Source organism: Pseudomonas batumici (assembly GCF_036585405.1).
Lineage (GTDB): Bacteria > Pseudomonadota > Gammaproteobacteria > Pseudomonadales > Pseudomonadaceae > Aquipseudomonas > Aquipseudomonas batumici.
In genome coordinates, this window is the sequence record NZ_CP144470.1 from 4,677,345 (window position 1) to 4,701,273 (window position 23,929).

The window sequence follows — 23,929 nt, forward strand, 5'->3', positions numbered from 1 at the left end:
CTGTAGGAGCAGCCGGTCGACGCTCGATTGCTCGCGATGGAGGCCAACGATAACGCGGGCTCACTGGAGAAACGCGGTGTCCTTGCATTCATCGCGAGCAAGCTCGCTCCTACGAGAGATAGTGCTCATAATCGTCGGCATCTGCTGAGAAGGCCGTGAGCCCAGAATGACTATGACTTCAGAACTTTCCGCCACGTCCGACGCCTCGGGCGTCGTGCTGCGCAAGAGTCGCAAGAACAATCCCGAGAAGACCCGCGAGAACATCCTCCAGGAAGCGATTGTCGAGTTCGTTCAGCAAGGGCTCTCCGGCGCGCGGGTCGATGCGATTGCCGAGCGGACCCATACCTCGAAACGGATGATCTACTACTACTTCGGCAGCAAGGAACGGCTGTACGTCGAGGTGCTGGAGAAGCTCTACGGAGATATTCGCAGCACCGAAAGCCGCCTGCACCTGACGGAGCTGGAACCGCGGGAGGCGATTCGACGGATGGTGGAGTTCACCTTCGACCACCACGACCGCAACGTGGATTTCGTCCGGATCGTCAGTATCGAAAATATCCACAAGGGCGAGTACGTCAAGCAATCGAAGGCGATTCGCTCGCTGAACGTCACCATCCTGACCGCGCTGGGGGAAATCCTCCAGCGGGGCGCGCGGCAGGGACTGTTCCGCGCCGGCCTGGACCCGCTGGACGTGCATATGTTGATGACGTCGTTCTGTTTCCATCGGGTCTCGAACCGCCACACCCTTGGCGAGATCTTCCAGGTCGACTTGTCGGACGAGCAGATCAAGGCGCGGCATCGGGAGATGATTTGCGAGTCGGTGTTGCGCTACTTGCAGGCCTGAGCGCCCGGACACAGAGCTGTGCTGAGCTTTATCCTGCATAAAGCTCAGCGAGGCGAGTCCTACAGACTCTGAAAGTGCGCCACCATCCGCTGCGAGTCCGGCGTTACGCCGCTGAACAGCTCAAACGCCTTGACCGCCTGGAACACCGCCATCGTCCCGCCGTCCAGCGTGCGGCAACCCAGTGCCCGGGCGTTGCGCAACAGTTCGGTTTCCAGTGGGAAATACACGATCTCCGCCACCCACAGTTCGGCGCGCAGCAGCTCCAGTGGCACCGGCATGCCGGGCAGCTTGGCCATGCCCATCGGCGTGGTGTTCACCAGGCCGTCCGCTTGCTCCATGGCCGAAGGCAAATCGCTGCCGGCCCTGGCCCGGCCACCGGCGAAATGCTGGTTGAGGTTGTCCGCCAGGCTTTGTGCGCGGCTGCTGTCGACATCGAAGATCGTCAACTGCCGTACGCCTTCGTCGAGCAGGGCATGGGCCACCGCCGCGCCCGCGCCGCCGGCGCCCATCTGCACCACGCGCTCCACCGCGACCCCTTGGAGTCCACGGCGAAAGCCCTCGGCGAACCCCAGGCAATCGGTGTTGTGTCCCACCCGTTTACCGTCCTTGAGCACCACCGTATTCACCGCGCCAATCCCCCGTGCCTCCGGGGACAGTTCATCGAGCAGCGGAATAATCGCCTGCTTGCAGGGAAAGGTGATGTTCAACCCGGTGAACGCCATGCGCTCGGCGGCGAGCAACAGGTCGGGCAGGGCGTTGATGTCCAACTGCAACGCATCCAGGTCGATCAGCCGATACAGGTAACGCAGCCCTTGGGCATCGCCCTCGCGCTCATGCAGGGCGGGGGTGCGCGATGCCTGGATACCGGCGCCGATCAGTCCCGCCAATACGCTTCCGTTCTTTTGCGACATCCTGCTTACCCCTTCAATTTCTGGCTGAAATAGTCCAGCGCCAGGCGATAGCCGTGGCTGCCGAACCCGCACATCACCCCGGTGGCGATGGACGAAACAAATGAGTGATGACGGAACAGCTCGCGGGCGTGGACGTTGGACAGGTGCACTTCGATCACCGGCAATTCACTGGCCACCAACGCATCGCGGATTGCCACCGAGGTGTGGGTCCAGGCCGCCGGATTGATGACGATCCCGGCACAACGGCCACGGGCAGCGTGAATCCAGTCCAGCAGCTCGCCTTCATGGTTGGTCTGGCGAAACTCCACGGTCAGGCCCAGTTCAGTGGCCGCGCGACCGCACAGTGCGGAAATGTCCGCCAGGGTTTCGTGACCGTAGGTGGCCGGCTCGCGCACGCCGAGCAGGTTCAGGTTCGGACCGTTGAGCACCAGGACGATAGGGGGCATCAGGGGATCTCCGTTGTTGTTTTTGGCTTGGACCGAAAGGCAATCGGGTCTGTGGGAATAAAATGTACTAACTGGTTAATCCAAGTCAAATGAACAGCACGCGCCAGGCAGAAACCGCGCGCTTTAGTGTTCGATCAGCGAACAGTTCCCGGGAAATCTTTCAGGGCACGGGTCGACCAGTGATCGGCTGGGCGCTTGACGCTGTTTCATTCAAGGAGAATACTCGGGAAAAAATTCATATAGATGACTGGATAACCACAAAAATGAATGCCCTTTCCAGCGACGAACGCCTGCCCCTTTATCAACGCCTGCGCGACGAACTGGCCCGGCAGATTGCCAACAACCGCTGGCGCCCGGGTGAAGCGATTCCCACCGAAGCGGTGTTGGCCGGCGAGTACCAGCTGTCCATCGGCACCGTGCGCAAGGCCATCGACAAGCTGGTGGAGGAGGGCATCCTCGAACGTCATCAGGGCCGTGGGACCTTTGTCCGCCGTCCGCAGTTCCAGTCTTCGCTGTTCCGGTTTTTCCGTTTCCAGACCCTGGCCGGTGAACGCCAGATGCCCGAGAGCCGGATCCTCAATATCGACTCCCTGCCCGCGCCCTCGGCGGTCAGCCAGGCACTGGGGCTGCCGCCCGAGGCCGAGGTGATCTGCCTGGTGCGCCTGCGGTTGCTGGAAGGCACGCCGCTGCTGGCCGAGGAAATCTGGCTGCCCAAGGCGCCGTTCCAGGCGTTGCTGACGGTCGATCTGGACCGCGAGGGCCCGTTGCTCTATCCGATCTACGAAGCGCTTTGCGGCCAGGTCGTGGCCAGCGCCGAGGAAACCCTCACCGCCGAAGCCGTGGGTGAGGTGCATGCCCGGCTGCTGCAGATCGAGGCCAACAGCCCGGTGGTGGTGATCGAGCGGCTGGCCCGCGACTACGCCGGCCAGCCGCTGGAGTGGCGGCGCTCCCGTGGCCATGCCCGGCACTTCCGCTACAGCGTCGAGATTCGCTGAACCCTGGGCGGCTCCCCGTTTACCTATAAGGATAAGAAATCATGTTCAGTTGGTATCGCGACATCACCTCGAGGGAGCGCAAGACATTCTGGGCCTGCTTTGGCGGCTGGTCCTTGGACGCACTGGAAGTGCAGATGTTCGGCCTGGCGATCCCGGCCCTGATCGCCGCCTTTGCCTTGAGCAAGGGCGATGCCGGGCTGGTCAGCGGCGTGACCCTGGTCAGTTCGGCCATCGGTGGCTGGTTGGGCGGCACGCTGTCCGACCGCTATGGCCGGGTCCGGACGTTGCAATGGATGATCCTCTGGTTCTCGCTGTTCACCTTCCTCTCGGCCTTTGTCACCGGCTTCAACCAGCTGCTGATCATCAAGGCGCTGCAAGGCTTCGGGATCGGCGGCGAGTGGGCGGCGGGCGCGGTGCTGATGGCCGAGACCATCCAGGCGCGCTATCGCGGCAAGGTCATGGGCGCGGTACAGAGCGCCTGGGCGATCGGTTGGGGCGCGGCGGTCGGGGTGTTCACCTTGATCTACAGCTTCGTGCCCGAAGCGATGGCCTGGCGGGTGATGTTCCTGGTGGGGCTGTTGCCGGCGCTGCTGGTGATTTATGTGCGGCGCAGCGTGGTCGAGCCGGACGGCACGCAACGCCAGGCGAAGGCCGAGGGCCGTGGCCTGTTGGCCTCGATGGCGGCGATCTTCCGTCCCGAGTTGCTGCGGGTGACGCTGCTGGGCGGGATTCTCGGCCTGGGGGCGCATGGTGGCTACCACGCGGTGATGACCTGGTTGCCGACCTTCCTCAAGACCGAACGCAACCTCTCGGTGTTGAGTTCCGGCGGCTACCTGGCGGTGATCATCGTCGCGTTCTGGTTCGGCTGTATCGTCAGCGGCCTGCTGCTGGACCGCATCGGTCGGCGCAAGAACATCATCCTTTTCGCCTTCTGCTGCGTGGTCACGGTGCAGGGCTATCTGTTCCTGCCGTTGAGCAATACCCAGATGCTGTTCCTCGGCTTCCCCCTGGGCTTCTTCGCCGCCGGGATCCCGGCCAGCCTGGGTTCGTTCTTCAATGAGCTGTATCCGGCGGATGTCCGCGGTGCCGGCGTGGGCTTTTGCTACAACTTCGGTCGGGTGCTGTCGGCGGTGTTTCCGTTCATGGTCGGGCATATGAGCGAGTCGATGTCCCTCGGCTCGGCCATCGGCATCGATGCGGGGATCGCCTACGGCGTGGCGGTGCTGGCCGCGCTGGCCTTGCCGGAAACCAGGGGCCGCAACCTGCAGGAGGTCACGCCGGACGCCGTGCCGGCCAAGGGGGCCAATGCCGGCCAGTTATCCTGAGAACGCCACGACCCCTGTATTCAACTTTTCCATAGATGAGTTCCATGTCCGAGATTTGCCCATTGCCGATTCGCGGCATCGATGCCCATGCCCATGTTTTCGAGCGCGGTCTGGGGCTGGCGACCGTGCGCCGTTATGCGCCGGATTACGATGCCACCCTGGCCGACTACCTGACACGCTTGCGGGAAAGCGACCTGAGCCACGGTGTGCTGGTGCAACCGAGTTTCCTCGGCACCGATAACAGCTATCTGCTGGCGGCATTGCAGCAGGCACCCGAACAGTTACGCGGCGTGGTGGTGGTCGAGCGCGATATTGCCTTCGAGGAGCTGGAGCGGATGGCCGGGCTCGGCGTGGCGGGCGTGCGCCTGAACCTGATGGGACAGCCGCTGCCGGACTTTGCCGAGGCCTCGTGGCAGGTGTTTTTCCAGCATCTGCGCCGCCTCGACTGGCATGTCGAGGTGCACCGCCAACTGGAGGACCTGCCGGCGTTGGTCGAACCGCTGCTGGCGCTGGGCTGCAAGGTGGTGATCGATCATTTCGGCCGTCCCGATGCCCGACTGGGCGTCGGGCAACCGGCCTTTGCCCGTCTGCTTGAGTCGGGTCAAAGCGGGCGCTTGTGGATCAAGGTCTCGGGCATCTATCGGCTGGGCGGGACGCCGATGGAAAACCTGCATTTCGCGGAAAAGGCCTTGTCGCTGATGTTGCAATCCCTGGGACCGGACCGCTTGCTGTGGGGCAGCGACTGGCCGCATACCCAGCATGAGCACGAAGTGAATGTCTGCTCGGAGCTCGAGCGGTTGCGCCGTCTGGCCTGCGCCGCACCGCTGCGCCAGCACCTGCTGTGCAACACGGCGGCCGAGTTGTTCGGGTTTGTCAAAGACTGAGGCGGGGCGGCTGTGGGAGCGGTGCTTGCCCGCGAAGCTTTTGGCGGCTTCAAAGGCCTCTTCGCGAGCAAGCTCTGCTCCTACAAGGTACGCGTTCAGTTTCAGCGACGGGTCAGCAACACCCCGGATTCCATGTGATGGGTCCAGGGGAATTGATCGAACAGCGCGCAGCGTTCGATGCGGTGGGTATCGTGCAGTTGCGCGATATTCGCCGCCAGGGTCTCGGGATTGCAGGAGATGTACAGGATATTGTCGAAGCGCCGGGTCAGCTCGCAGGTGTCCGGGTCCATGCCGGCACGGGGCGGGTCGACGAACACGCTGCCGAACTCATAGCTCTTCAGGTCGATGCCGTGCAGGCGGCGGAACGGGCGAACCTCGTTCAGCGCTTCGGTCAGTTCCTCGGCGGACAGGCGCACCAGGCTGACGTTGTCCACGGCATTCTCGTCGAGGTTGCTCAGGGCGGCACTGACCGAGGTCTTGCTGATCTCGGTGGCCAATACCTTGCGCACCCGGGTCGCCAGCGGCAGGGTGAAGTTGCCGTTGCCGCAGTACAACTCCAGCAGATCGTCCGAACGCTCGCCCAGGGCCTCATAGGCCCAGTTGAGCATCTTCTGGTTCACCGTGCCGTTGGGCTGGGTGAAGGCCCCCTCCGGTTGCCGGTAGCTGAAGGTGCGCCCGGCGATCTCGAATTTTTCCACCACGTAGTCGTGGCCGATCACCACGCGCTTGCCCTTGGAGCGGCCGATGACGCTGACGCCAAGGTCGGCGGCCAACTGCTCGGCGGCGGTCTGCCAGTGCTCGTCCAGTGGCCGGTGATAGCACAGGGTGATCATCGCGTCGCCCGCCAGGGTGGTCAGGAACTCCACCTGGAACAGCTTGTGGCTCAGGGGCGCGCTGGCCTGCCAGGCGGCCTTGAGCCGGGGCATCAATTCGTTGATGCGCAGGCTGGCGATGGGGAAGTCCTCGATCAGGATCGGGGTACGCTTGTCGTCCTGGGAAAACATCGCGTAGTGGCGTTCGCCGGCCTGGCGCCAGAGGCGGAACTCCGCCCGCAGGCGGAAGTGCTGCAGCGGCGAGTCGAACACCCGGGGTTCGGGTGCGTCGAACGGCGCCAGCAGGTCGCGCAGGCGCGCGACCTTGTCTTCGAGCTGGGCGGTGTAGGTGTTGGAATCGAAAGTCATGCGTTGAACCAGCCCAGCTTGATCACGAACAGAATCGACAGGATCACCAGCGCCGAGTTCAGTTCGCGGCCGCGACCGGACAGCAGCTTGACCGCGGTCCAGGCAATGAAGCCGAACGCGATGCCATTGGCGATGGAATAGGTGAAGGGCATGGCCAGGGCCGTCACCACCACCGGTGCGGCTTCGGTGATGTCATCCCAGTTGATTTCCGCCAGGCCCGAGGTCATCAGCACGGCGACGAACAGCAGCGCCGGTGCGGTGGCGAAAGCCGGGACGCTGCCGGCCAGTGGGGCGAAGAACAGCGCCAGCAGGAACAGGACGGCGACCACGATGGCGGTCAGGCCGGTGCGGCCGCCGGCGCTGACGCCCGCCGCCGACTCGATGTAGCTGGTGGTGGTCGAGGTGCCCAGCAGCGAGCCGGCCATGGCGGCGGTGCTGTCGGCGATCAGTGCGCGGCCCATTTTCGGCATGTGGCCGTCCTTGCCCATCAGCCCGGCGCGCTTGGCGACGCCGATCAGGGTGCCGGAGTTGTCGAACAGGTCGACGAACAGGAAGGCGAAGATCACGCTGACCAGGCCGATGTCCAGGGCGCCCTTGATGTCCAGCTGCAGGAAGGTCGGGATCAGCGACGGCGGTGCCGAGACGATGCCGCCGAACGGGCTGAAGCCGGTCAGGATCGAGACGATGGTCACGCCGAGGATGCCGATCAGCACCGCGCCACGGACTTTCAGGGCGTCCAGGGCGACGATCACGGCAAAGCCCAGGGTGGCGAGGATCGGTGCCGGTTGCTTGAGGTCGCCGAGGCCGACCATGGTCGCCGGGTTGCCCACCACGATGCCGGCGTTGTGCAGGGCGATCAGTGCCAGGAACAGGCCGATACCGGCGGCAATCGCCGAGCGCAGCGGCAGCGGGATGCTGTTGATGATCCATTCGCGGATGCGGAAGATCGACAGCAGGAAGAAGCACACCGCCGAGATGAACACCGCTCCCAGCGCGACCTGCCAGGTATGGCCCATGTGCAGGACCACGGTGTAGGTGAAGAAGGCGTTCAGGCCCATGCCCGGCGCGAGGGCGATCGGGTAGTTGGCGATCAGGCCCATGACCGTCGAGCCGATGGCCGCGGCCAGGCAGGTGGCGACAAACACCGCGCCCTTGTCCATGCCTGTTTCACCGAGGATGCTCGGGTTGACGAACAGAATGTAGGCCATGGCCAGGAAGGTGGTGACGCCCGCGAGTATTTCGGTGCGCACATTGGTGTTGTGTGCATTGAGTTGAAACAGCCTTTCCAGCATCTCTGCTCCCCCGTGGCGCACTCGGCGCCGTGAATGAATCGATCCCCAAACAGCCAAGCACAGACTCTAGCGGCCTGATGAGCTTCTGTCTGTGGAAAAAAGCCGCGCATCATACCAGTGGTTTGTGCCGGTTGGCTGCGCGTTGCAAGCAAGATGCCAGGACATGCGCAAAAAAGTTGTTCCCGCGCGGAGCATCGCTGTCGCCGCCGGGCCCATGAGGCATACTGCGCGTTCCTTTCGGAGGGATATATGAGCAGTCGAATGAAGAGTCTGGCGTTGGGCAGCGGCCTGCTGATGGCGAGTATGGCGGGCGCCGTGTCGGCCGCCCCGGCTCAGTCGCTGATCGGGGTGGCTATCTACACGGTCGTGTCCCAGGGCTGTGCCGAGGACGTGTCCGACGGCCGCAAGCAAACCCGCTGCAACCATCGCGGGCCGATCACCGTGACGGTGGTGGAGTCGGGCTATGGCCGGGGACCGATGGCTTTTCTGGACGGCGCCCCGCTGCAATACGCGACGCGCAGTTCACTCTGCGAATTCCGCCGGCCTTTCGTGCCTTGCACCGTCGGCAAGGTGGTGGGTTACAGCTTCAGCTATGTGTTTGAACTGGATGACCAGCAGACCGCTACCTTCGTGGTCGGCGACCGCTCGCTGACGGCGCCCGTGCAGACCATGGGCGCGGAAATTCAAATCGCTGCCCACTAGGCGACTTTGGCAGGCGTGGTCGCTTCCGCCGACGGGTGCGGGGCTTCGTGCATGCGATCGCGCCGGGCCAGGGTCGGAAACAGTTTCATCCAGGTCCCGGTGATCGCCAGGGTACCGATGCCGCCCAGCACCACGGCGGGCACGGTGCCGAACCAGTGGGCCGTCAGCCCTGACTCGAACTCGCCCAGTTGGTTGGAGGCGCCGATGAACAGCCCGTTCACGGCGCTGACCCGGCCGCGCATCTCGTCCGGGGTCTCCAGTTGCACGAAGGATCCGCGGATCACCATGCTGATCATGTCCGCCGCGCCCAGCACCATCAGCACCGCCAGGGAGAACCAGAAGGAGGTCGACAGGCCGAAGGCGATGGTGGCCACGCCGAAGACGCCGACGGCGCTGAACATGGTCCGCCCGACCTTGCGTTCCACCGGGAAGCGCGCCAGCCACAGCGACATCAGCAGTGCGCCCACCGCCGGGGCCGAACGCAACAGGCCCAGGCCCCAGGCGCCGGTCAGCAGGATGTCCTTGGCGAACACCGGCAGCAAGGCCGTGGCGCCGCCCAGCAGTACGGCGAACAGGTCCAGGGAAATGGCGCCGAGAATGTCCGGGCGACTACGGATAAAGCGAATCCCCGCCAACAGCGAGTCGAGGGTGGCCTTGCCCTTGTTCAGGGCGGTCTGCCGGGCCGGCAGGTTGAGCATCAGCAGGCAGGCGATCACATACAGGGCCACGGTGGGGCCATAGACCCAGACGCTGCCCAGGGCATAGAGCAAACCGCCGACGGCCGGCGCGACGATGGTCGCCAGTTGCTGGGCCGACTGCGCCGCCGCCACGGCGCGGGGGAACAGCGTGGTCGGCACGATGGACGGCAGCAGCGCCTGGGTGGTGGGCATTTCGAAGGCGCGGGAGGCCCCCAGCAGGAATGCCAGGATAAAGATCATTTCCCGGCTCACGTGGTCGGTCGCGCCGCCGATGGCCAGGCTCAGGGCGATCAGTGCCTGCAACGCCTGACACAGCGCCGAGACCCAGCGCCGGTCGTAGCGGTCGGCGACGTGGCCGGTGTGCAGCATGAACAGCAGCCGCGGGGCGAACTGCACCAGGCCCACCAGGCCCAGGTCCAGCACATTGCCGGTCAGTTGGTAGAGGTTCCAGCCGATGGCCACGCTGAGCATCTGGAAGCCGCTGGCGGTAAAGATCCGTGCCAGCCAGAAGGACAGGAAAGGGCGGTGGTGGCGCAACAGCAACGGCGTGGTGTCGGGCATCGCGGGCTCGGTCGGGGCGAGGGAAAAGCAGAGGTTATCATTTGGGTGTAACAATAAGTTGCTGAGTCGCACGGGTTTTTTTGCGGATCAGAAGGGCATCTGAGCTGAGACAACCTGTCACGCGGCAAAAGACCACGCAGGCAGCTCGTCGGAATGGGACTACTCTTTCAACGTTGATTGATCCGGATCAATACCTGACAGAGGAAGCATTATGTTCGGTTTGGAGGCGCTAGATCTCGCCCGAATCCAGTTTGCATTCACCATCTCCTTCCATATCCTGTTCCCGGCGATCACCATCGGCCTGGCGAGTTACCTGGCGGTACTCGAAGGCTTGTGGCTGAAGACGCACAACGACACCTACCGCGATCTGTACCACTTCTGGTCGAAGATCTTTGCCGTCAACTTCGGCATGGGGGTGGTGTCCGGGCTGGTCATGGCCTATCAGTTCGGGACCAACTGGAGCCGCTTCTCCGACTTCGCCGGCGCGATCACCGGGCCGCTGCTGACCTACGAAGTGCTCACCGCGTTCTTCCTCGAAGCCGGTTTCCTCGGCGTCATGCTGTTCGGTTGGAACCGCGTCGGCCGCGGCCTGCATTTCTTCTCCACGGTGATGGTGGCCATCGGTACGCTGGTCTCGACCTTCTGGATTCTCTCTTCCAACAGCTGGATGCAGACGCCCCAGGGCTACGAAATCGTCGATGGCCGGGTGATCCCGGTGGACTGGCTGGCGGTGGTGTTCAACCCGTCCTTCCCTTTTCGGTTGATGCACATGGCCACGGCGGCCTTTGTCGCGACGGCCTTCTTCGTCGGCGCGTCGGCGGCCTGGCACCTGTTGCGCGGCCGCGATAATCCGGCGATCCGCACCATGCTCTCGATGGCCATGTGGATGGCGCTGATCGTGGCGCCGATCCAGGCGGTCATCGGTGACTTCCATGGCCTCAACACCCTCGAGCACCAGCCGGCGAAGATCGCCGCCATCGAGGGTCACTGGGAAAATGTCGGCAACGAGGCGACCCCGTTGATCCTCTTCGGCCTGCCGGACATGCAGGCAGAGAAGACCCGCTTCGCCGTGGAGATCCCCTACCTGGGCAGCCTGATCCTGACCCACAGCCTGGACAAGCAGGTGCCGGCGCTCAAGGAGTTCCCGGCGCAGGACCGGCCGAATTCGACCATCGTGTTCTGGTCGTTCCGGGTCATGGTCGGCCTCGGTTTCCTGATGATCTTCACCGGGCTGTGGAGCCTTTGGCTGCGCAAGCGTGAGCGCCTCTACAGCAACCGCCTGTTCCTGCACCTGGCGCTGTGGATGGGGCCATCGGGCCTGGTCGCGATCCTGGCCGGCTGGTTCACCACGGAAATCGGTCGCCAGCCCTGGGTGGTCTACGGCCTGATGCGCACGGCGGATGCTTCGTCCGGGCACACGCTGGTGCAAATGAGCATTACCCTGGCGCTGTTCGTCGTGGTCTATTTCTCGCTGTTCGGTGCCGGCCTGGGCTACATGATGCGCCTGGTGCGCAAAGGCCCGATCACCAACGAAGGGGCTGAGTCGAGCCACGGTGGCCCCGGCCAGAAACGCACGCCGGCCCGTCCGCTCTCCGCCGCCGATGACGGCGCCGAAGACGCCCACAGCCTGAACAAGGGGAACTGAGTCATGGGTATTGATCTTCCGCTGATCTGGGCCGTGATCATCATCTTCGGCATCATGATGTATGTGGTCATGGATGGTTTCGACCTGGGGATCGGCATTCTCTTCCCCTTCGTCGAGGGCGAGCGCGACCGCGACGTGATGATGAACACCGTCGCGCCGGTCTGGGACGGCAACGAGACCTGGCTGGTACTCGGCGGCGCGGCCATGTTCGGCGCGTTTCCGCTGGCCTATTCGGTGGTGCTGTCGGCGCTCTACCTGCCGTTGATCCTGATGCTGGTCGGCCTGATCTTCCGGGGCGTGGCCTTCGAGTTCCGCTTCAAGGCCAAGGAACACAAGCGGCATATCTGGGACAAGGCCTTCATCGGCGGCTCGCTGACCGCGACCTTCTTCCAGGGCGTGGCGCTGGGGGCTTTCATCGATGGTATCCCGGTGGTCGACCGCCAGTTCGCCGGCGGTTCGCTGGACTGGCTGACCCCCTTCACGATGTTCTGTGGCGTGGCGCTGGTGGTGGCCTATGCCTTGCTCGGCTGCACCTGGCTGATCATGAAGACCGAGGGCAAGTTGCAGGAGCAGATGCACGACCTGGCGCGGCCCCTGGCGTATGTGGTGCTGGCGGTGATCGGGGTGGTCAGTATCTGGACGCCGCTGACCCACGCCGAGATCGCCGCGCGCTGGTTCACCCTGCCGAACCTGTTCTGGTTCCTGCCGGTGCCGATCCTGGTGCTGGTGACGCTGTACGGTTTGCTGCGGGCGGTGGCGCGCAATGCCCACTACACGCCGTTCCTGCTGACCCTGGCGTTGATTTTCCTTGGCTACAGCGGCTTGGGCATCAGCTTGTGGCCGCATATCGTGCCGCCGTCCATCTCGATCTGGGACGCCGCCGCGCCGCCGCAGAGCCAGGGCTTCATGCTGGTGGGCACCTTGTTCATCATTCCGTTCATCCTGGGTTACACCTTCTGGAGCTACTACGTGTTCCGCGGCAAGGTGACCCACGAGGACGGTTATCACTAGTGTGCCGCGCCCGTTCCGCGCAGGGGCGGGCAGGTTGGCGATGGCGTGTTCAGCAACGCCATCGCGCTTGAACGACGAGGACTGGGGTCATGACAGGCAAACCTTCTTTGCACGAGATCGAGGCGGCGGAAAAGAAACCGCTCTGGCAACGCCTCGGCTGGCTGGCGATCATCTGGACGGGGAGCGTGCTGGCGCTGTTCGTGGTGGCCAGCCTGATGCGGCTGTTCATGAATGCAGCCGGGTTGACCACCCACTAGCTTGTATCGGGTTGGCCGCGGTTATTTACGTGCCTTGAGAATCACGAACTTGGGCGTCGCCGCCACTTGTTCGACACCGCGGAACAGCCGCGCCAGCTTGCTGTGATAACCCAGGTGACGGTTGCCGACGATGTACAGCGCACCGCCCACCACCAGCGCTTCACGCGCCTGCTGGAACATCCGCCAGGCGAGGAAATCGCCGACCACCTGCTGCTGGTGGAAGGGCGGGTTGCACAGCACCACGTCCAGTGATTGCGGCGCTTGCCCGGCGAGGCCGTCGCCGGCCCGGATCAGCACCTCGCGCTCACCCAGCGCCGCCCGCCAGTTTTCCCGCGCCGACTGCACGGCCATGAACGACTCGTCCACCAGCGTGTAGTGGGCCTGGGGATTGCGCAGGGCACTGGCGATGGCCAGGACGCCGTTGCCGCACCCCAGGTCCGCGACCTGCGCGCTGCCCAGGTTATCCGGCAGATGGGGCAGGAACGCCCGGGTGCCGATGTCCAGGCCTTCACGGCAGAACACGTTGGCATGGTTGAGCAGCTCGATGGCCGGCGCGTCGAGCCGGTAGTGTGTCGGGTAGGGCGATACAGCCGGCTCCCGGTCCTGGGGCGTGGCGATCAGCAGGCGGGCCTTTTTCACCGCCAGGGAGGCTTGCACCGGGCCGATATAGCGCTCCAGCAGATCGCCGGCAGCCCTGGGCAGGTGCTTGATCATGGCGCCGGCGATCACCTGGGCACCCGGCGCCAGAAGACCTTGCAGGCGAATCAGTTGTTCCTCCAGCAAGGCGAGGGTTTTCGGGACCCGGATCAACACCCGGTCGAACGGCCCGTCCCAGGCTTCGCTGGCGGGGACGTGCCGCACCGCGTCGAAGGCCTGGCCGTTGCGGGCCAGGTTCTTTTCCAGCGCCAGGGCGCCGAGGAACGAGTCGCCGCTGCTGGTCACCCGCACATGCCCGCTCAGGCTGCCGGCCAGGGCCCCGAAGCTGTCGTTGAGCACCAGCACCCGGGTCTCGGCCGATACGCCTTGCTGCGCCAGGTGTGCGAGCAGGTACTCATCCGCGGCATCGAAGGCTTGCAGGGGCTCGTTCTGTTGTTCGGGCTGGCGGATCAGGTCGAGTTGGGCAAACGGGCTTTCTAGCAGGGGCATGGAGGGCTCAGGAGCGTCGATGTTGCCTGTCGCGGGTGGGGACAGGACAAGCGGGAATCGGAGATCGAGGGATTTTACGTGGGTTTGTCGCAGATTGCCTGTTCTTCTGATGGCAGATCCCTCTGCCGTGTCGCTCCGTGCTGGTTCAGAAAAGCAAGCCTGATTTGGCGGCACACAAGACGGCGGAAGCTTTGTTGTTGACCCCGAACTTCCTCATGATGGTGCTCATGTGAAAGCCCACGGTGCGCGTGGTCAGGTGGAGGATGCCGGCGATTTCGGAGGCGGTCTTGCCTTCCGCGGTCCACTTCATGATCTCGGCCTCGCGCGGCGACAGCGGGTAGCAGTTATCCGGCCGTGGCGCCGGTAGCAGCTTGTCCGCCAGTGCCGAATGCAGCCAGTTGCACAGCCAGAGGACTTGCCCGGCCTTGCTGTAGAACTCATCGGTGGTAATCGGCACCGAATGGCGAGCCAGGCTCAAGGTACTGACGATACCGCGTACGTCATGGACGGACTGTGAGCATCCTTGTCTCAACCCATGGTCTTGCATGTCTCTCCAGAGTGTCGGAGCGGATTGAAAGACCTCCGGGGACCAGAGGATCGGGAATACCGAGCGATGACAGTGGAAAAGCAACGGGTCGATCGTTTGGTAGTTGTTGCGTTGATAGCATCTGTTCCATTCGTTGGGGTAGTTGTTGAAGCTTGTGCTGTTCGTCTGATGGCTTCCGAGTAGGGTGGTTATGCTGAATGACGCGTAGGTGAAGCCAATTTGCACGGCCAGATTGAAAACTGCATTGAAGATTGCCTGTTCTTCTTTTTCACTCATGAGCTGGTGCAGTTGATTATCCTGCCAGTTCTCCATTGAAGTGCCCTTCCGTGATTGCGTGTAACTGTCGAAGGTGACGGAGGTAGTGTAGGAAAATTCTGCATCGAAGGCTGATATTTTTCGGCCTCTCGACGATATTTTTATCGACTTTAAAAAACCGCAGTTATCGCGCGTCGCATGCTAATTGAGGGCGTTTTGCTATCGGTTAGGCGTGTCTTCTGATGGCGCATGCCGACAGGGGCGTGATCTTTTATGGCGCTGTGGAAATGTCTGTTTGTGAATGCTTGTTAAATATGGAGTTGGATATTGTGTGTAATGTGTTGTTTTCAGTGTGGTGTATACAGGCGATGTAAGAATGTATAAGTTTTTTGAAGGGGCTATATCACTACAAAGTCTAGGTGTTTGTCCCGCGCCCTTTGCGCGACACTGAGGTGCATTACCTCACGGAGAGCGCCATGACCGCCAGCGCCGAGAAGTTCACCCGCCAGGCCCTGCTCGATGTCCAGACCTTGACGCCAAGCCTGTTCACCTTGCGTGCCGGTCGTGATACCGGCTTTCGTTTTCGTGCCGGCCAGTTCGCCCGCCTTGGGGTGGCCAAGGCCGATGGCGGAGTCGTGTGGCGGGCTTATTCGATGGTGTCCTCGCCCTACGACGAGTTCCTCGAGTTCTTTTCCATCGTAGTACCCGGTGGCGAATTCACCAGCGAGTTGAGTCGCTTGCGTGAGGGGGACAGCCTGCTGGTGGATCGACAGGCGTTCGGCTACCTGACCCTGGACCGCTTTGTCGGCGGACGTGACCTCTGGTTACTGGCCACCGGTACCGGTGTGGCGCCGTTCCTGTCGATCCTGCAGGATTTCGAGGCATGGGAGCGCTTTGAGCGGATCATCCTCGTCTACAGCGCCCGTCAGGCGGTCGAGCTGGCTTATCGGGAACTGATCGCCGGCCTGGGCGAACGGGACTACCTGGCCGAGTACGCCCACAAGCTGCGGTTCATTCCAACGGTTACCCGCGAACAGTGCCCGGGGATGCTGAGCGGGCGAATTACCCACTTGATCGAAAGCGGCGAACTGGAGCGCGTGGCGGGGGTGGCGCTGACCCCGAGCATTCGCGGGTGATGATCTGCGGCAACCCGCAGATGATCGACGACACGCGGGCGGTGCTCAAGCAACGGAACCTGCATCTGAGCCTGAGCCGCCGCCCCGGGCAGGTGGCGGTGGAGAACTATTGGTAGGGCAACACCGCGCTGCTGGTGTCAGGGCTTGTTTGACTGTGCCTTGAGCAGGTCACGGATCTCGCCCAGCAGTTCCTCTTCCTTGGTGGGGACCGGTGGCAGGCTAGGGGCTACCGCCTCTTCGCGCTTGAGCCGGTTGATGGCTTTGACCCCCATGAAAATGGCGAAGGCCACGATCACGAAGTCGATGCAGGTCTGAATGAACTTGCCATAGGCCAATACGACGGCAGGCACATTGCCGTCGGCGGCTTTCAAGGTGATGGCCAGGGCACTGAAGTCCACCCCGCCGATGAGCAGTCCCACCGGTGGCATCACCACATCGCCGACAAACGACGAAACGATCTTGCCGAAGGCGGCACCGATGATGATACCGACGGCCATGTCGACCACATTGCCCTTGACCGCGAAGGCCTTGAACTCACTGAGCACGCTCATAGGTTATTCCTTGTTACAGATGAGTGGAGTGAGCGCAGTGTAATTGAGCCGCGAGCATCTTGCCTTACGCGCGGGGCAGACTGCGCCTGCTGTAATCGACCGGGTATGTGACAAAAAGTTTGCAAAGTGCCACTAATCGCGCGAAATACCCGTCTTGCCGGAGAATGGCCCGTCTATTTTCTCAATCGACCTCTTCAGGCTTTTCTATTTAGAAAATGACGCATCAGTCACTAGCCTCTGCTCAGCGCATTGGAATGCGCTTTACAAAAAACAGAGGAGTCCGACATGAACATCATTCCAGCCCTTGGGATCGTTTCTTCACGGCGTGTGCTGTGCGTCTTGAGCGCCAGCCTGCTATCCCTGTCCGTCCAGGCCGCTACCCTGACCCGGGACAACGGTGCCGCCGTCGGCGACAACCAGAATTCGCAGACCGCGGGAGCTGGCGGACCGGTGTTGCTGCAGGACGTGCAACTGATCCAGAAACTCCAGCGCTTCGACCGCGAGCGCATCCCGGAGCGTGTCGTGCATGCGCGCGGCACCGGTGCCCACGGCACCTTTACCGTCACCGATGACCTCAGCGACCTGACCAAGGCCAAGGTGTTTGCCGCCGGCACCGCCACCCCGGTGTTCGTGCGTTTTTCGGCGGTGGTCCACGGTAACCACTCGCCCGAGACCCTGCGCGATCCTCGCGGGTTCGCCACCAAGTTCTACACCAGCGACGGTAACTGGGACCTGGTGGGCAACAACTTCCCGACTTTCTTCATTCGCGATGCCATCAAGTTCCCGGACATGGTGCACGCCTTCAAGCCGGATCCGCGGACCAACCTCGACAACGACTCACGTCGCTTCGACTTCTTCTCCCATGTGCCCGAAGCCACCCGCACCCTGACCGAGTTGTATTCGGACTCCGGTACGCCGGCCAGTTACCGGGAAATGGATGGCAATGGCGTGCATGCTTATAAATTGATTAATGCCAAGGGCGAAGTGCACTACGTCAAGTTCCATTGGAAGAGTTTGCAAGGGATTCGAAACTTGGATCCAAAATCGGTCGTCGAAGTGCAGGGCAAAGATTACAGCCATATGACAAACGATCTGGTGGCGCATATCAACAAGGGCAACTTTCCGAAGTGGGACCTCTATATTCAGGTTCTGACGCCACAGGAGCTGGGCAAGTTCGACTTCGATCCGCTGGATGCCACCAAGATCTGGCCGGGCGTGCCTGAACGCAAGGTCGGGCAGATGGTCCTGGATCGCAACCCGGTCAATGTCTTCCAGGAGACCGAGCAGGTGGCCATGGCCCCGGCCAACCTGGTGCCGGGGATCGAGCCGTCCGAGGACCGCCTGTTGCAGGGTCGGGTCTTCGCCTATGCCGACACCCAGATGTATCGCCTGGGGCCGAATGCCCTGCAATTGCCGATCAACGCGGCGAAAATCGCGGTCAACAACGGCAACCAGGATGGCGCGATGAACAGCGGTCACAGCAGCACTGGGGTGAACTACCAGCCCAGCCGCCTGTTGCCCCGCGAAGAGCCGGCGGCGGCCCGCTACAGCCAGTTGGCCCTGGCGGGCAACACCCAGCAGGCGAAGATCCAGCGCGAGCAGAACTTCAAGCAGGCCGGTGACCTGTATCGCTCCTACAGCCAGAAGGAAAAGCAGGACCTGATCGAGAACTTCGGCGGTTCCCTGGCGGACACCGACGACGAGAGCAAGCACATCATGCTGTCGTATCTCTACAAGGCTGACCCGGAGTACGGCGCGGGGGTGGCCAAGGTCGCCAAGGGCGATCTGGCGCGGGTCAAGGCGTTGGCGGCGAAGCTGTCGGATTGACGTTCGCCAATCAGGACTGACTGGGTCTTGAAAACACAACGGAACCTGTAGGAGCCGGCTTGCTGGCGATGGCGTCCGGATGAGCGCTGCAAGGCTCAAGGGCCTCATCGCTGGCTAGCCGGCTCCCACAGCGAACTGTGTCGAGCCGTCATTGCGGCGGCGCGAACGCTGTAGGAGCATCACCATGCGTACCTATGCTTTCCTGCTTTTACTGGCCTGTACCTTTGCGGCTTCAGCCCAGGAATCCCCTGTTCCCACCGACCCGGCCGCGCTCCAGGCGCAGCTCAAGGATTACTATTTCGATGCCGCCCGCCGCGGTGATGTCGAAATGCTCAACACCTTCATCGACGCCGGCTACAGCCTCGATACCCAGGACGCCCAGGGTTACACCGCACTGATCCTGGCCGCCTATCATGGCCAGGGTCCGGCGGTCGAACGCCTGCTGGCGGCCGGGGCGAATGCCTGCGTCCAGGACAAACGTGGCAACACCGCCTTGATGGGCGCGATCTTCAAGGGGGAAGTGAGCATCGCCCGGCGCCTGCTCGCCACCGACTGCAACCCGGACCAACGCAACGGCGCCGGCCAGACGGCGGCCATGTACGCCGGGCTGTTCAAGCGCCTCGGCCTGCTCGACGAACTGGCCGCCAAGGGCGCCAACCTCGACACCGAAGATCCCCTGGGCAACAGCGCCACACGCCTGGCCGCTGGCGAAATCCGTACACCGGCGCCGCGCTGATCGGCGCCAGCTGAGCTATCATCGCGGTTTTGCGTGGGGGTTCAGATGGCCAAGGCCAAGCGCATGTACGGCTGCACCGAGTGCGGCGCGACCTTTCCCAAGTGGGCCGGGCAGTGCGGCGAGTGCGGGGCCTGGAACACCCTGACCGAAACCCTGGTGGAAAGCGGCGGGGCTTCGGCGCCCGGCGGTCGCACCGGCTGGGCCGGGCAACAGGCGCAGATCAAGACCCTGGCCGAAGTCAGCGTCGAGGAAATTCCGCGTTTTCCTACCGCCTCCGGGGAACTCGACCGGGTGCTCGGCGGTGGCCTGGTGGACGGCTCGGTGGTGCTGATCGGTGGCGATCCGGGCATCGGCAAGTCGACCATTCTCCTGCAGACCCTGTGCAACATCGCCGCGCGCATGCCGGCGCTCTATGTCACCGGCGAAGAATCGCAACAGCAGGTCGCCATGCGCGCCCGGCGCCTGGGCCTGCCCCAGGACCAACTGCGGGTGATGACCGAGACCTGCATCGAAACCATCATTGCCACCGCCCGGGTGGAAAAGCCCAAGGTCATGGTGATCGACTCGATCCAGACCATCTTCACCGAACAACTGCAATCGGCGCCGGGCGGCGTGTCCCAGGTGCGCGAGAGCGCGGCGTTGCTGGTGCGCTATGCGAAACAGAGCGGCACGGCGATCTTCCTGGTCGGTCATGTGACCAAGGAGGGCGCCCTGGCCGGCCCGCGGGTGCTCGAGCATATGGTCGACACTGTGTTGTATTTCGAGGGCGAGTCCGATGGTCGCCTGCGCCTGTTGCGCGCGGTGAAGAACCGTTTCGGGGCGATCAATGAGCTGGGCGTGTTCGGCATGACCGACCGCGGCTTGAAGGAAGTCTCCAATCCCTCGGCGATTTTCCTCACCCGGGCCCAGGAAGAAGTGCCGGGCAGCGTGGTCATGGCCACCTGGGAAGGCACCCGGCCGATGCTGGTGGAGGTGCAGGCCCTGGTGGACGACAGCCACCTGTCCAACCCGCGCCGGGTCACCCTCGGGCTCGACCCGAATCGCCTGGCGATGCTGCTGGCGGTCCTGCACCGCCATGGCGGGATTCCGACCCACGACCAGGATGTGTTCCTCAACGTCGTGGGTGGGGTGAAAGTCCTGGAAACCGCCTCGGACCTGGCGTTGCTGGCGGCGATCATGTCCAGCCTGCGCAACCGGCCCTTGCCCCATGACCTGCTGGTGTTCGGCGAGGTCGGCTTGTCCGGGGAAGTGCGACCGGTGCCCAGCGGCCAGGAGCGCCTCAAGGAGGCGGCCAAGCACGGTTTCAAACGGGCCATCGTGCCCAAGGGCAATGCGCCGAAAGAAGCACCGCCGGGGCTGGTGATCATCGCGGTGACGCGGTTGGAGCAGGCGCTGGATGCATTGTTCGAATCATAGTGATCGCTTCACGAATACATCCACTCAAATGAAGGGAGTCAAGGGATGAAAGGTATCGGCTCTGCCGTGCTGGGGTTGGGAATGGCCGCGTGGTGCGGGTGGGCGATGGCGGCGGCGCAGCTGCCCGCCGGGTATCGCGTGGCCCAGCAACTGCCGATCGATGACGGCCAGGTGCTGGAGGTCCTGGAGGACGCGCGGATTACGCCAGACCTGCATCGCGCCTTGTGGGGCAGCGGCGCGGATCCGGAAAATCTCGAGGACGAGGTGCTCGCGGCGGATGTCGAGCGCACGCCGTTCGTCGAGGCCCAGGTGCGCTTGCTGGCGGCCTCCGGCGAGGCGCTGGAAGACAAGAGCCTTGGCTATCCGCTGGCCAGCGTCGAGAAGGCGCCGCTGACGGGCATGCCGGCCCCGGCGTTTTTCCTGACCATCGACGAGACCGCGCCCATGGGCAGCTACAGCGGGCCGGCCACCCAGGTGCTGATGCCGTCCGCGGGCAAACTCAATACCACGGTCTATCGCACGCCGGAGGGCAAGAGCGAAGCGCTGTTCCTGGCCCAGACCGGCAAGGCGGCCTGGCAGATCGGCGCGCCGACGGCGGACGGTGTGGCGCAGATCCAGCAGGTTTCATCGGCACCGGGGGACGAGGATGAAGAGTTTGTGACCACGTACCGGACCTATCGCTTCCAGGATGGCGCCTGGCAACTGTCGTCGCGGCAAGAGGCGGGGTATTGGGACAGCGAGAACGATTTTCCCCAGCGCTCTGCGTTTCCCTGATCTTTCAGAAGCGGGCTTGCCGGTGATTGCGAGGGTGTATTCACCAGCGCATCGCCAGCAAGCTGGCTCCTACAGGGGGGCAGGGGGGGTTATAGCTCGATCAGCGCGCCCAGTTCGCGCTCAAGCTCCGCCGAGTCGGCAAGGTTCAGCTCGATCAGACGCCGCAGGTGCTGGATCGACTCCAGGCCGATGTGCAGGCATTTGAAGCCCAGATGGTCTTTTTCCCGGTGCACCAGTTCGGCATCCATTTCGACGTGGGCGTTCGCCGCCAGGCGAATGTCGATGCGGAAGATGCCTTCGTTGCTGTCGTCCCAATTGCCGGGCCGTTGCAGCAGCAGCCCCTTGAGCGACAGGTCGATCAGATGCGCCGACCAGACGGTGGAGCCCTGGCTGAGGGTGGTGTCGGCGTCGAAGTCGATGCGTTTGAATTTGCGGCGATTGGAATTCGGGTCGCTCATGACGTGGCTCCTTTTCGGATCCCCTGACTATAGTCGTCACAGCCGGTAGGAGCGAGCTTGCTCGCGATGGATACCCGGATACCGCACTTGTTTCCCATGCCCCGCGCTATCGTCGACGGCCAGCGCCGACCGCGGCCTCCAGCGGGTGAGGGCAATAAAAAGCCGTTCCAGACCCCTGTCAGGTATGGCCTTTGGCCCTGTAGGCGCTAAACTCAAAGTGATGTCCTTCTTGTCCTCCCTGGCTGGAATATAAAAATGAAAAATAATAATAGCCCGCTACGCCACCTACCCTGGCTGCTGCTGGCGATCGTTGGAGCGTGCGCCCTGGGCGTCGTGGCCCTGCGCCGCGGCGAGGCGATCAACGCCTTGTGGATCGTGGTCGCCGCTGTGGCGATCTATCTGGTTGCCTACCGTTACTACAGTCTGTTCATCGCCAACAGTGTCATGCAGCTCGATGCCAATCGGGCCACGCCGGCGGTGCTCAACAACGACGGTCTGGACTATGTGCCGACCAACAAACACATTCTTTTCGGTCACCACTTCGCCGCCATCGCCGGCGCGGGGCCGCTGGTCGGGCCGGTGCTGGCGGCGCAGATGGGCTACCTGCCCGGCACCCTGTGGCTGATCGCTGGCGTGGTGCTGGCCGGTGCGGTGCAGGACTTCATCGTCCTGTTCCTCTCCACCCGTCGCAACGGTCGCTCCCTGGGCGACATGGTCCGCGAGGAAATGGGCCGAATCCCGGGAACCATCGCCCTGTTCGGCTGCTTCCTGATCATGATCATCATCCTCGCCGTGTTGGCGCTGATCGTGGTCAAGGCCCTGGCCGAGAGCCCATGGGGCATTTTCACGGTGATGGCGACCATCCCGATCGCGATGCTCATGGGCGTCTACATGCGCTACATCCGCCCGGGCCGCATCGGTGAAATTTCCATTGTCGGCGTGCTCCTGCTGCTCGGTTCGATCTGGCTGGGCGGGCAGATCGCCGCGGATCCGGTGTGGGCCAAGGCCTTCAGTTTCAACGGCGTGCAGATCACCTGGATGCTGGTCGGTTACGGCTTTGTCGCCGCGGTGTTGCCGGTGTGGCTGATCCTGGCACCGCGTGACTACCTGTCGACCTTCCTCAAGATCGGCACCATCATCGCCCTGGCGATCGGCATCCTGATCACCATGCCCGTGCTGAAAATGCCGGCGCTGACCCAGTTCGTCGACGGCACCGGCCCGGTCTGGAAAGGCGGCCTGTTCCCGTTCCTGTTCATCACCATCGCCTGCGGCGCGGTGTCCGGTTTCCATGCGCTGATCGCGTCCGGGACCACACCCAAGCTGCTGGACAAGGAGACCAACGCCCGCTACATCGGCTACGGCGGCATGCTGATGGAGTCCTTCGTGGCCATCATGGCGATGGTCGCCGCCTCGGTGATCGAGCCAGGTGTGTACTTCGCCATGAACAGCCCGGCCGCCGCGGTCGGCGCTGATGCAATGGCGGTGGCGCAGACCGTCAGCAGTTGGGGCTTTGCGATCACCCCGGACGCCCTGCAGGCAGTGGCCAAGGACATCGGCGAAACCACCGTGCTGGCCCGTGCCGGCGGTGCGCCGACCCTGGCGGTCGGTATCGCGCAGATCCTCCACCAGGTCCTGCCCGGTGAAAACACCATGGCGTTCTGGTACCACTTCGCGATCCTGTTCGAAGCGCTGTTCATCCTGACCGCCGTGGACGCCGGTACCCGTGCCGGGCGTTTCATGCTGCAGGACCTGCTCGGTTCCTTCGTGCCGGCGCTCAAGCGTACCGAATCCTGGACCGCCAACCTGATCGCCACCGCCGGTTGCGTGGCGATGTGGGGTTACCTGCTGTACCAGGGCGTGATCGACCCGCTGGGCGGCATCAACACCTTGTGGCCGCTGTTCGGCATCTCCAACCAGATGCTCGCCGGTATCGCGCTGATGCTCGGCACCGTCGTGCTGATCAAGATGAAACGCGAGCGCTACATCTGGGTCACCTTGCTGCCGGCCGCCTGGTTGCTGATCTGTACCACCACCGCCGGCTTCATCAAGCTGTTCGACGCCAACCCGGCCATCGGTTTCCTTTCCCTGGCGAAGAAATACAGCGTAGCGTTGGACGCCGGGCAGGTGATTGCCCCGGCCAAGGACATCGACCAGATGCAGCACGTGATCTTCAACGCCTATACCAACGCGGCGCTGACGGCGCTGTTCCTGTTCGTGGTCTTCAGTGTGCTGTTCTATGCGATCAAGGTCGGTGTCTCGGCTTGGGGCAACAAGCAACGCACCGACAAGGAAACCCCGTTCCAGGCCGTGCCTGAAGCGTAAGAGAGGAAT

Annotated in this window: 22 protein-coding genes and 1 pseudogene; 14 read left to right on the top strand and 9 right to left on the bottom strand. The window is 63.2% G+C overall.

The features are described from left to right. The first annotated feature begins 166 nt into the window (after positions 1-166). Entirely contained in the window at positions 167-844 is a 678-nt protein-coding gene (locus NUH87_RS21320; protein WP_338522576.1) for a TetR family transcriptional regulator, read from the top strand. A gap of 59 nt (positions 845-903) precedes the next feature. Here NUH87_RS21320 and NUH87_RS21325 read toward each other — a convergent pair whose 3' ends face one another. Next, on the bottom strand, positions 904-1,755 hold the full coding sequence (locus NUH87_RS21325; protein ID WP_338522577.1) for a shikimate dehydrogenase: 852 nt from the start codon (positions 1,753-1,755) through the stop codon (positions 904-906). A gap of 5 nt (positions 1,756-1,760) precedes the next feature. Then, entirely contained in the window at positions 1,761-2,201 is a 441-nt protein-coding gene (gene aroQ / locus NUH87_RS21330) for a type II 3-dehydroquinate dehydratase (protein WP_040071125.1), read from the bottom strand. Positions 2,202-2,464: 263 nt separating this feature from the next. Here aroQ and NUH87_RS21335 point away from each other — a divergent pair, with 263 nt between their 5' ends. The 3 genes from NUH87_RS21335 to NUH87_RS21345 are packed head-to-tail and all read left to right on the top strand — an operon-like array spanning position 2,465 to position 5,405. Then, the gene (locus NUH87_RS21335) at positions 2,465-3,196 is read left to right on the top strand and encodes a GntR family transcriptional regulator (protein WP_040071124.1); all 732 of its coding nucleotides are present in this window, start codon (positions 2,465-2,467) and stop codon (positions 3,194-3,196) included. Between the two features lie 41 nt (positions 3,197-3,237). Further along, entirely contained in the window at positions 3,238-4,521 is a 1,284-nt protein-coding gene (locus NUH87_RS21340) for an MFS transporter (RefSeq protein WP_338522578.1), read from the top strand. Positions 4,522-4,565: 44 nt separating this feature from the next. Beyond that, positions 4,566-5,405 carry an amidohydrolase family protein gene (locus tag NUH87_RS21345; RefSeq protein ID WP_338522579.1) on the top strand — a complete coding sequence of 280 codons (840 nt, stop codon included), beginning with the start codon at positions 4,566-4,568 and terminating at the stop codon, positions 5,403-5,405. Positions 5,406-5,506: 101 nt separating this feature from the next. Here NUH87_RS21345 and trmA read toward each other — a convergent pair whose 3' ends face one another. Both trmA and NUH87_RS21355 read right to left on the bottom strand, forming a co-directional pair. Beyond that, positions 5,507-6,586, bottom strand: coding sequence for a tRNA (uridine(54)-C5)-methyltransferase TrmA (gene trmA, locus NUH87_RS21350; protein WP_040071121.1), 1,080 nt, complete (start codon positions 6,584-6,586; stop codon positions 5,507-5,509). Then, positions 6,583-7,878: an NCS2 family permease gene (locus NUH87_RS21355; protein WP_040071120.1), complete on the bottom strand. Its 1,296-nt coding sequence runs from the start codon at positions 7,876-7,878 to the stop codon at positions 6,583-6,585. Before NUH87_RS21355 ends, trmA begins: the two co-directional genes overlap by 4 nt. Before the next feature lie 249 nt (positions 7,879-8,127). Between NUH87_RS21355 and NUH87_RS21360 the strand changes: the two genes are divergently transcribed. Further along, the gene (locus NUH87_RS21360; protein WP_338522580.1) at positions 8,128-8,580 is read left to right on the top strand and encodes a DUF4879 domain-containing protein; all 453 of its coding nucleotides are present in this window, start codon (positions 8,128-8,130) and stop codon (positions 8,578-8,580) included. Here the strand turns inward: NUH87_RS21360 and NUH87_RS21365 are convergent. Then, positions 8,577-9,839: an MFS transporter gene (locus NUH87_RS21365; protein ID WP_338522581.1), complete on the bottom strand. Its 1,263-nt coding sequence runs from the start codon at positions 9,837-9,839 to the stop codon at positions 8,577-8,579. The genes NUH87_RS21360 and NUH87_RS21365 overlap by 4 nt on opposite strands. 211 nt (positions 9,840-10,050) lie before the next feature. Between NUH87_RS21365 and NUH87_RS21370 the strand changes: the two genes are divergently transcribed. The 3 genes from NUH87_RS21370 to NUH87_RS21380 all read left to right on the top strand — a co-directional run bounded on the left by NUH87_RS21370 (position 10,051) and on the right by NUH87_RS21380 (position 12,752). Then, positions 10,051-11,484, top strand: coding sequence for a cytochrome ubiquinol oxidase subunit I (locus NUH87_RS21370; RefSeq protein ID WP_338522582.1), 1,434 nt, complete (start codon positions 10,051-10,053; stop codon positions 11,482-11,484). A gap of 3 nt (positions 11,485-11,487) precedes the next feature. Then, entirely contained in the window at positions 11,488-12,495 is a 1,008-nt protein-coding gene (gene cydB, locus NUH87_RS21375) for a cytochrome d ubiquinol oxidase subunit II (RefSeq protein WP_040071116.1), read from the top strand. Between the two features lie 89 nt (positions 12,496-12,584). Continuing rightward, complete coding sequence (locus NUH87_RS21380; RefSeq protein ID WP_084615147.1) at positions 12,585-12,752, top strand: DUF2474 domain-containing protein; 168 nt, start codon at positions 12,585-12,587, stop codon at positions 12,750-12,752. A gap of 21 nt (positions 12,753-12,773) precedes the next feature. On the opposite strand, the gene NUH87_RS21385 is transcribed toward NUH87_RS21380, so the two are convergent. Both NUH87_RS21385 and NUH87_RS21390 read right to left on the bottom strand, forming a co-directional pair. Then, the gene (locus tag NUH87_RS21385) at positions 12,774-13,898 is read right to left on the bottom strand and encodes a methyltransferase (RefSeq protein ID WP_338522583.1); all 1,125 of its coding nucleotides are present in this window, start codon (positions 13,896-13,898) and stop codon (positions 12,774-12,776) included. 145 nt (positions 13,899-14,043) lie between these two features. Next, positions 14,044-14,757 carry an autoinducer binding domain-containing protein gene (locus NUH87_RS21390; RefSeq protein ID WP_040071114.1) on the bottom strand — a complete coding sequence of 238 codons (714 nt, stop codon included), beginning with the start codon at positions 14,755-14,757 and terminating at the stop codon, positions 14,044-14,046. A 419-nt stretch (positions 14,758-15,176) separates the two neighbouring features. On the opposite strand from NUH87_RS21390, the pseudogene NUH87_RS21395 reads away from it, so the two are divergent. Beyond that, positions 15,177-15,952: pseudogene (locus tag NUH87_RS21395) on the top strand (ferredoxin--NADP reductase). 21 nt (positions 15,953-15,973) lie between these two features. Here NUH87_RS21395 and mscL read toward each other — a convergent pair. Continuing rightward, the gene (mscL, locus tag NUH87_RS21400; RefSeq protein ID WP_040071112.1) at positions 15,974-16,387 is read right to left on the bottom strand and encodes a large-conductance mechanosensitive channel protein MscL; all 414 of its coding nucleotides are present in this window, start codon (positions 16,385-16,387) and stop codon (positions 15,974-15,976) included. A gap of 285 nt (positions 16,388-16,672) precedes the next feature. On the opposite strand from mscL, the gene katB reads away from it, so the two are divergent. The 4 genes from katB (at position 16,673) to NUH87_RS21420 (ending at position 21,140) form a co-directional block, all read left to right on the top strand. Further along, positions 16,673-18,214, top strand: coding sequence for a catalase KatB (gene katB / locus NUH87_RS21405; RefSeq protein ID WP_338522584.1), 1,542 nt, complete (start codon positions 16,673-16,675; stop codon positions 18,212-18,214). Positions 18,215-18,398: 184 nt separating this feature from the next. Continuing rightward, positions 18,399-18,950, top strand: coding sequence for an ankyrin repeat domain-containing protein (locus tag NUH87_RS21410; RefSeq protein ID WP_338522585.1), 552 nt, complete (start codon positions 18,399-18,401; stop codon positions 18,948-18,950). Between the two features lie 45 nt (positions 18,951-18,995). After that, positions 18,996-20,366: a DNA repair protein RadA gene (radA, locus tag NUH87_RS21415; RefSeq protein WP_338522586.1), complete on the top strand. Its 1,371-nt coding sequence runs from the start codon at positions 18,996-18,998 to the stop codon at positions 20,364-20,366. Between the two features lie 45 nt (positions 20,367-20,411). Next, the gene (locus NUH87_RS21420) at positions 20,412-21,140 is read left to right on the top strand and encodes a hypothetical protein (RefSeq protein WP_338522587.1); all 729 of its coding nucleotides are present in this window, start codon (positions 20,412-20,414) and stop codon (positions 21,138-21,140) included. Between the two features lie 89 nt (positions 21,141-21,229). Here the strand turns inward: NUH87_RS21420 and NUH87_RS21425 are convergent, their stop codons facing one another. Continuing rightward, positions 21,230-21,598, bottom strand: a complete 369-nt coding sequence (locus NUH87_RS21425) for a PilZ domain-containing protein (protein WP_040071107.1) — start codon at positions 21,596-21,598, stop codon at positions 21,230-21,232. Between the two features lie 255 nt (positions 21,599-21,853). On the opposite strand from NUH87_RS21425, the gene NUH87_RS21430 reads away from it, so the two are divergent. Then, the gene (locus NUH87_RS21430) at positions 21,854-23,920 is read left to right on the top strand and encodes a carbon starvation CstA family protein (RefSeq protein WP_338522588.1); all 2,067 of its coding nucleotides are present in this window, start codon (positions 21,854-21,856) and stop codon (positions 23,918-23,920) included. Positions 23,921-23,929: the final 9 nt, after the last annotated feature.

What these genes read in the sequence shown, in the direction of transcription:
- NUH87_RS21360 (WP_338522580.1), top strand. Translation starts at nt 8,128, where the DNA reads ATGAGCAGTCGAATGAAGAGTCTGGCGTTGGGCAGCGGCCTGCTGATG.
- cydB (WP_040071116.1), top strand. Translation starts at nt 11,488, where the DNA reads ATGGGTATTGATCTTCCGCTGATCTGGGCCGTGATCATCATCTTCGGC.
- NUH87_RS21365 (WP_338522581.1), bottom strand. Translation starts at nt 9,839, where the DNA reads ATGCCCGACACCACGCCGTTGCTGTTGCGCCACCACCGCCCTTTCCTG.
- NUH87_RS21370 (WP_338522582.1), top strand. Translation starts at nt 10,051, where the DNA reads ATGTTCGGTTTGGAGGCGCTAGATCTCGCCCGAATCCAGTTTGCATTC.
- NUH87_RS21345 (WP_338522579.1), top strand. Translation starts at nt 4,566, where the DNA reads ATGTCCGAGATTTGCCCATTGCCGATTCGCGGCATCGATGCCCATGCC.
- aroQ (WP_040071125.1), bottom strand. Translation starts at nt 2,201, where the DNA reads ATGCCCCCTATCGTCCTGGTGCTCAACGGTCCGAACCTGAACCTGCTC.
- NUH87_RS21380 (WP_084615147.1), top strand. Translation starts at nt 12,585, where the DNA reads ATGACAGGCAAACCTTCTTTGCACGAGATCGAGGCGGCGGAAAAGAAA.
- trmA (WP_040071121.1), bottom strand. Translation starts at nt 6,586, where the DNA reads ATGACTTTCGATTCCAACACCTACACCGCCCAGCTCGAAGACAAGGTC.
- NUH87_RS21420 (WP_338522587.1), top strand. Translation starts at nt 20,412, where the DNA reads ATGAAAGGTATCGGCTCTGCCGTGCTGGGGTTGGGAATGGCCGCGTGG.
- NUH87_RS21390 (WP_040071114.1), bottom strand. Translation starts at nt 14,757, where the DNA reads ATGGAGAACTGGCAGGATAATCAACTGCACCAGCTCATGAGTGAAAAA.
- NUH87_RS21340 (WP_338522578.1), top strand. Translation starts at nt 3,238, where the DNA reads ATGTTCAGTTGGTATCGCGACATCACCTCGAGGGAGCGCAAGACATTC.
- NUH87_RS21385 (WP_338522583.1), bottom strand. Translation starts at nt 13,898, where the DNA reads ATGCCCCTGCTAGAAAGCCCGTTTGCCCAACTCGACCTGATCCGCCAG.
- NUH87_RS21430 (WP_338522588.1), top strand. Translation starts at nt 21,854, where the DNA reads ATGAAAAATAATAATAGCCCGCTACGCCACCTACCCTGGCTGCTGCTG.
- NUH87_RS21425 (WP_040071107.1), bottom strand. Translation starts at nt 21,598, where the DNA reads ATGAGCGACCCGAATTCCAATCGCCGCAAATTCAAACGCATCGACTTC.
- NUH87_RS21325 (WP_338522577.1), bottom strand. Translation starts at nt 1,755, where the DNA reads ATGTCGCAAAAGAACGGAAGCGTATTGGCGGGACTGATCGGCGCCGGT.
- radA (WP_338522586.1), top strand. Translation starts at nt 18,996, where the DNA reads ATGGCCAAGGCCAAGCGCATGTACGGCTGCACCGAGTGCGGCGCGACC.
- katB (WP_338522584.1), top strand. Translation starts at nt 16,673, where the DNA reads ATGAACATCATTCCAGCCCTTGGGATCGTTTCTTCACGGCGTGTGCTG.
- mscL (WP_040071112.1), bottom strand. Translation starts at nt 16,387, where the DNA reads ATGAGCGTGCTCAGTGAGTTCAAGGCCTTCGCGGTCAAGGGCAATGTG.
- NUH87_RS21320 (WP_338522576.1), top strand. Translation starts at nt 167, where the DNA reads ATGACTATGACTTCAGAACTTTCCGCCACGTCCGACGCCTCGGGCGTC.
- NUH87_RS21335 (WP_040071124.1), top strand. Translation starts at nt 2,465, where the DNA reads ATGAATGCCCTTTCCAGCGACGAACGCCTGCCCCTTTATCAACGCCTG.
- NUH87_RS21355 (WP_040071120.1), bottom strand. Translation starts at nt 7,878, where the DNA reads ATGCTGGAAAGGCTGTTTCAACTCAATGCACACAACACCAATGTGCGC.
- NUH87_RS21410 (WP_338522585.1), top strand. Translation starts at nt 18,399, where the DNA reads ATGCGTACCTATGCTTTCCTGCTTTTACTGGCCTGTACCTTTGCGGCT.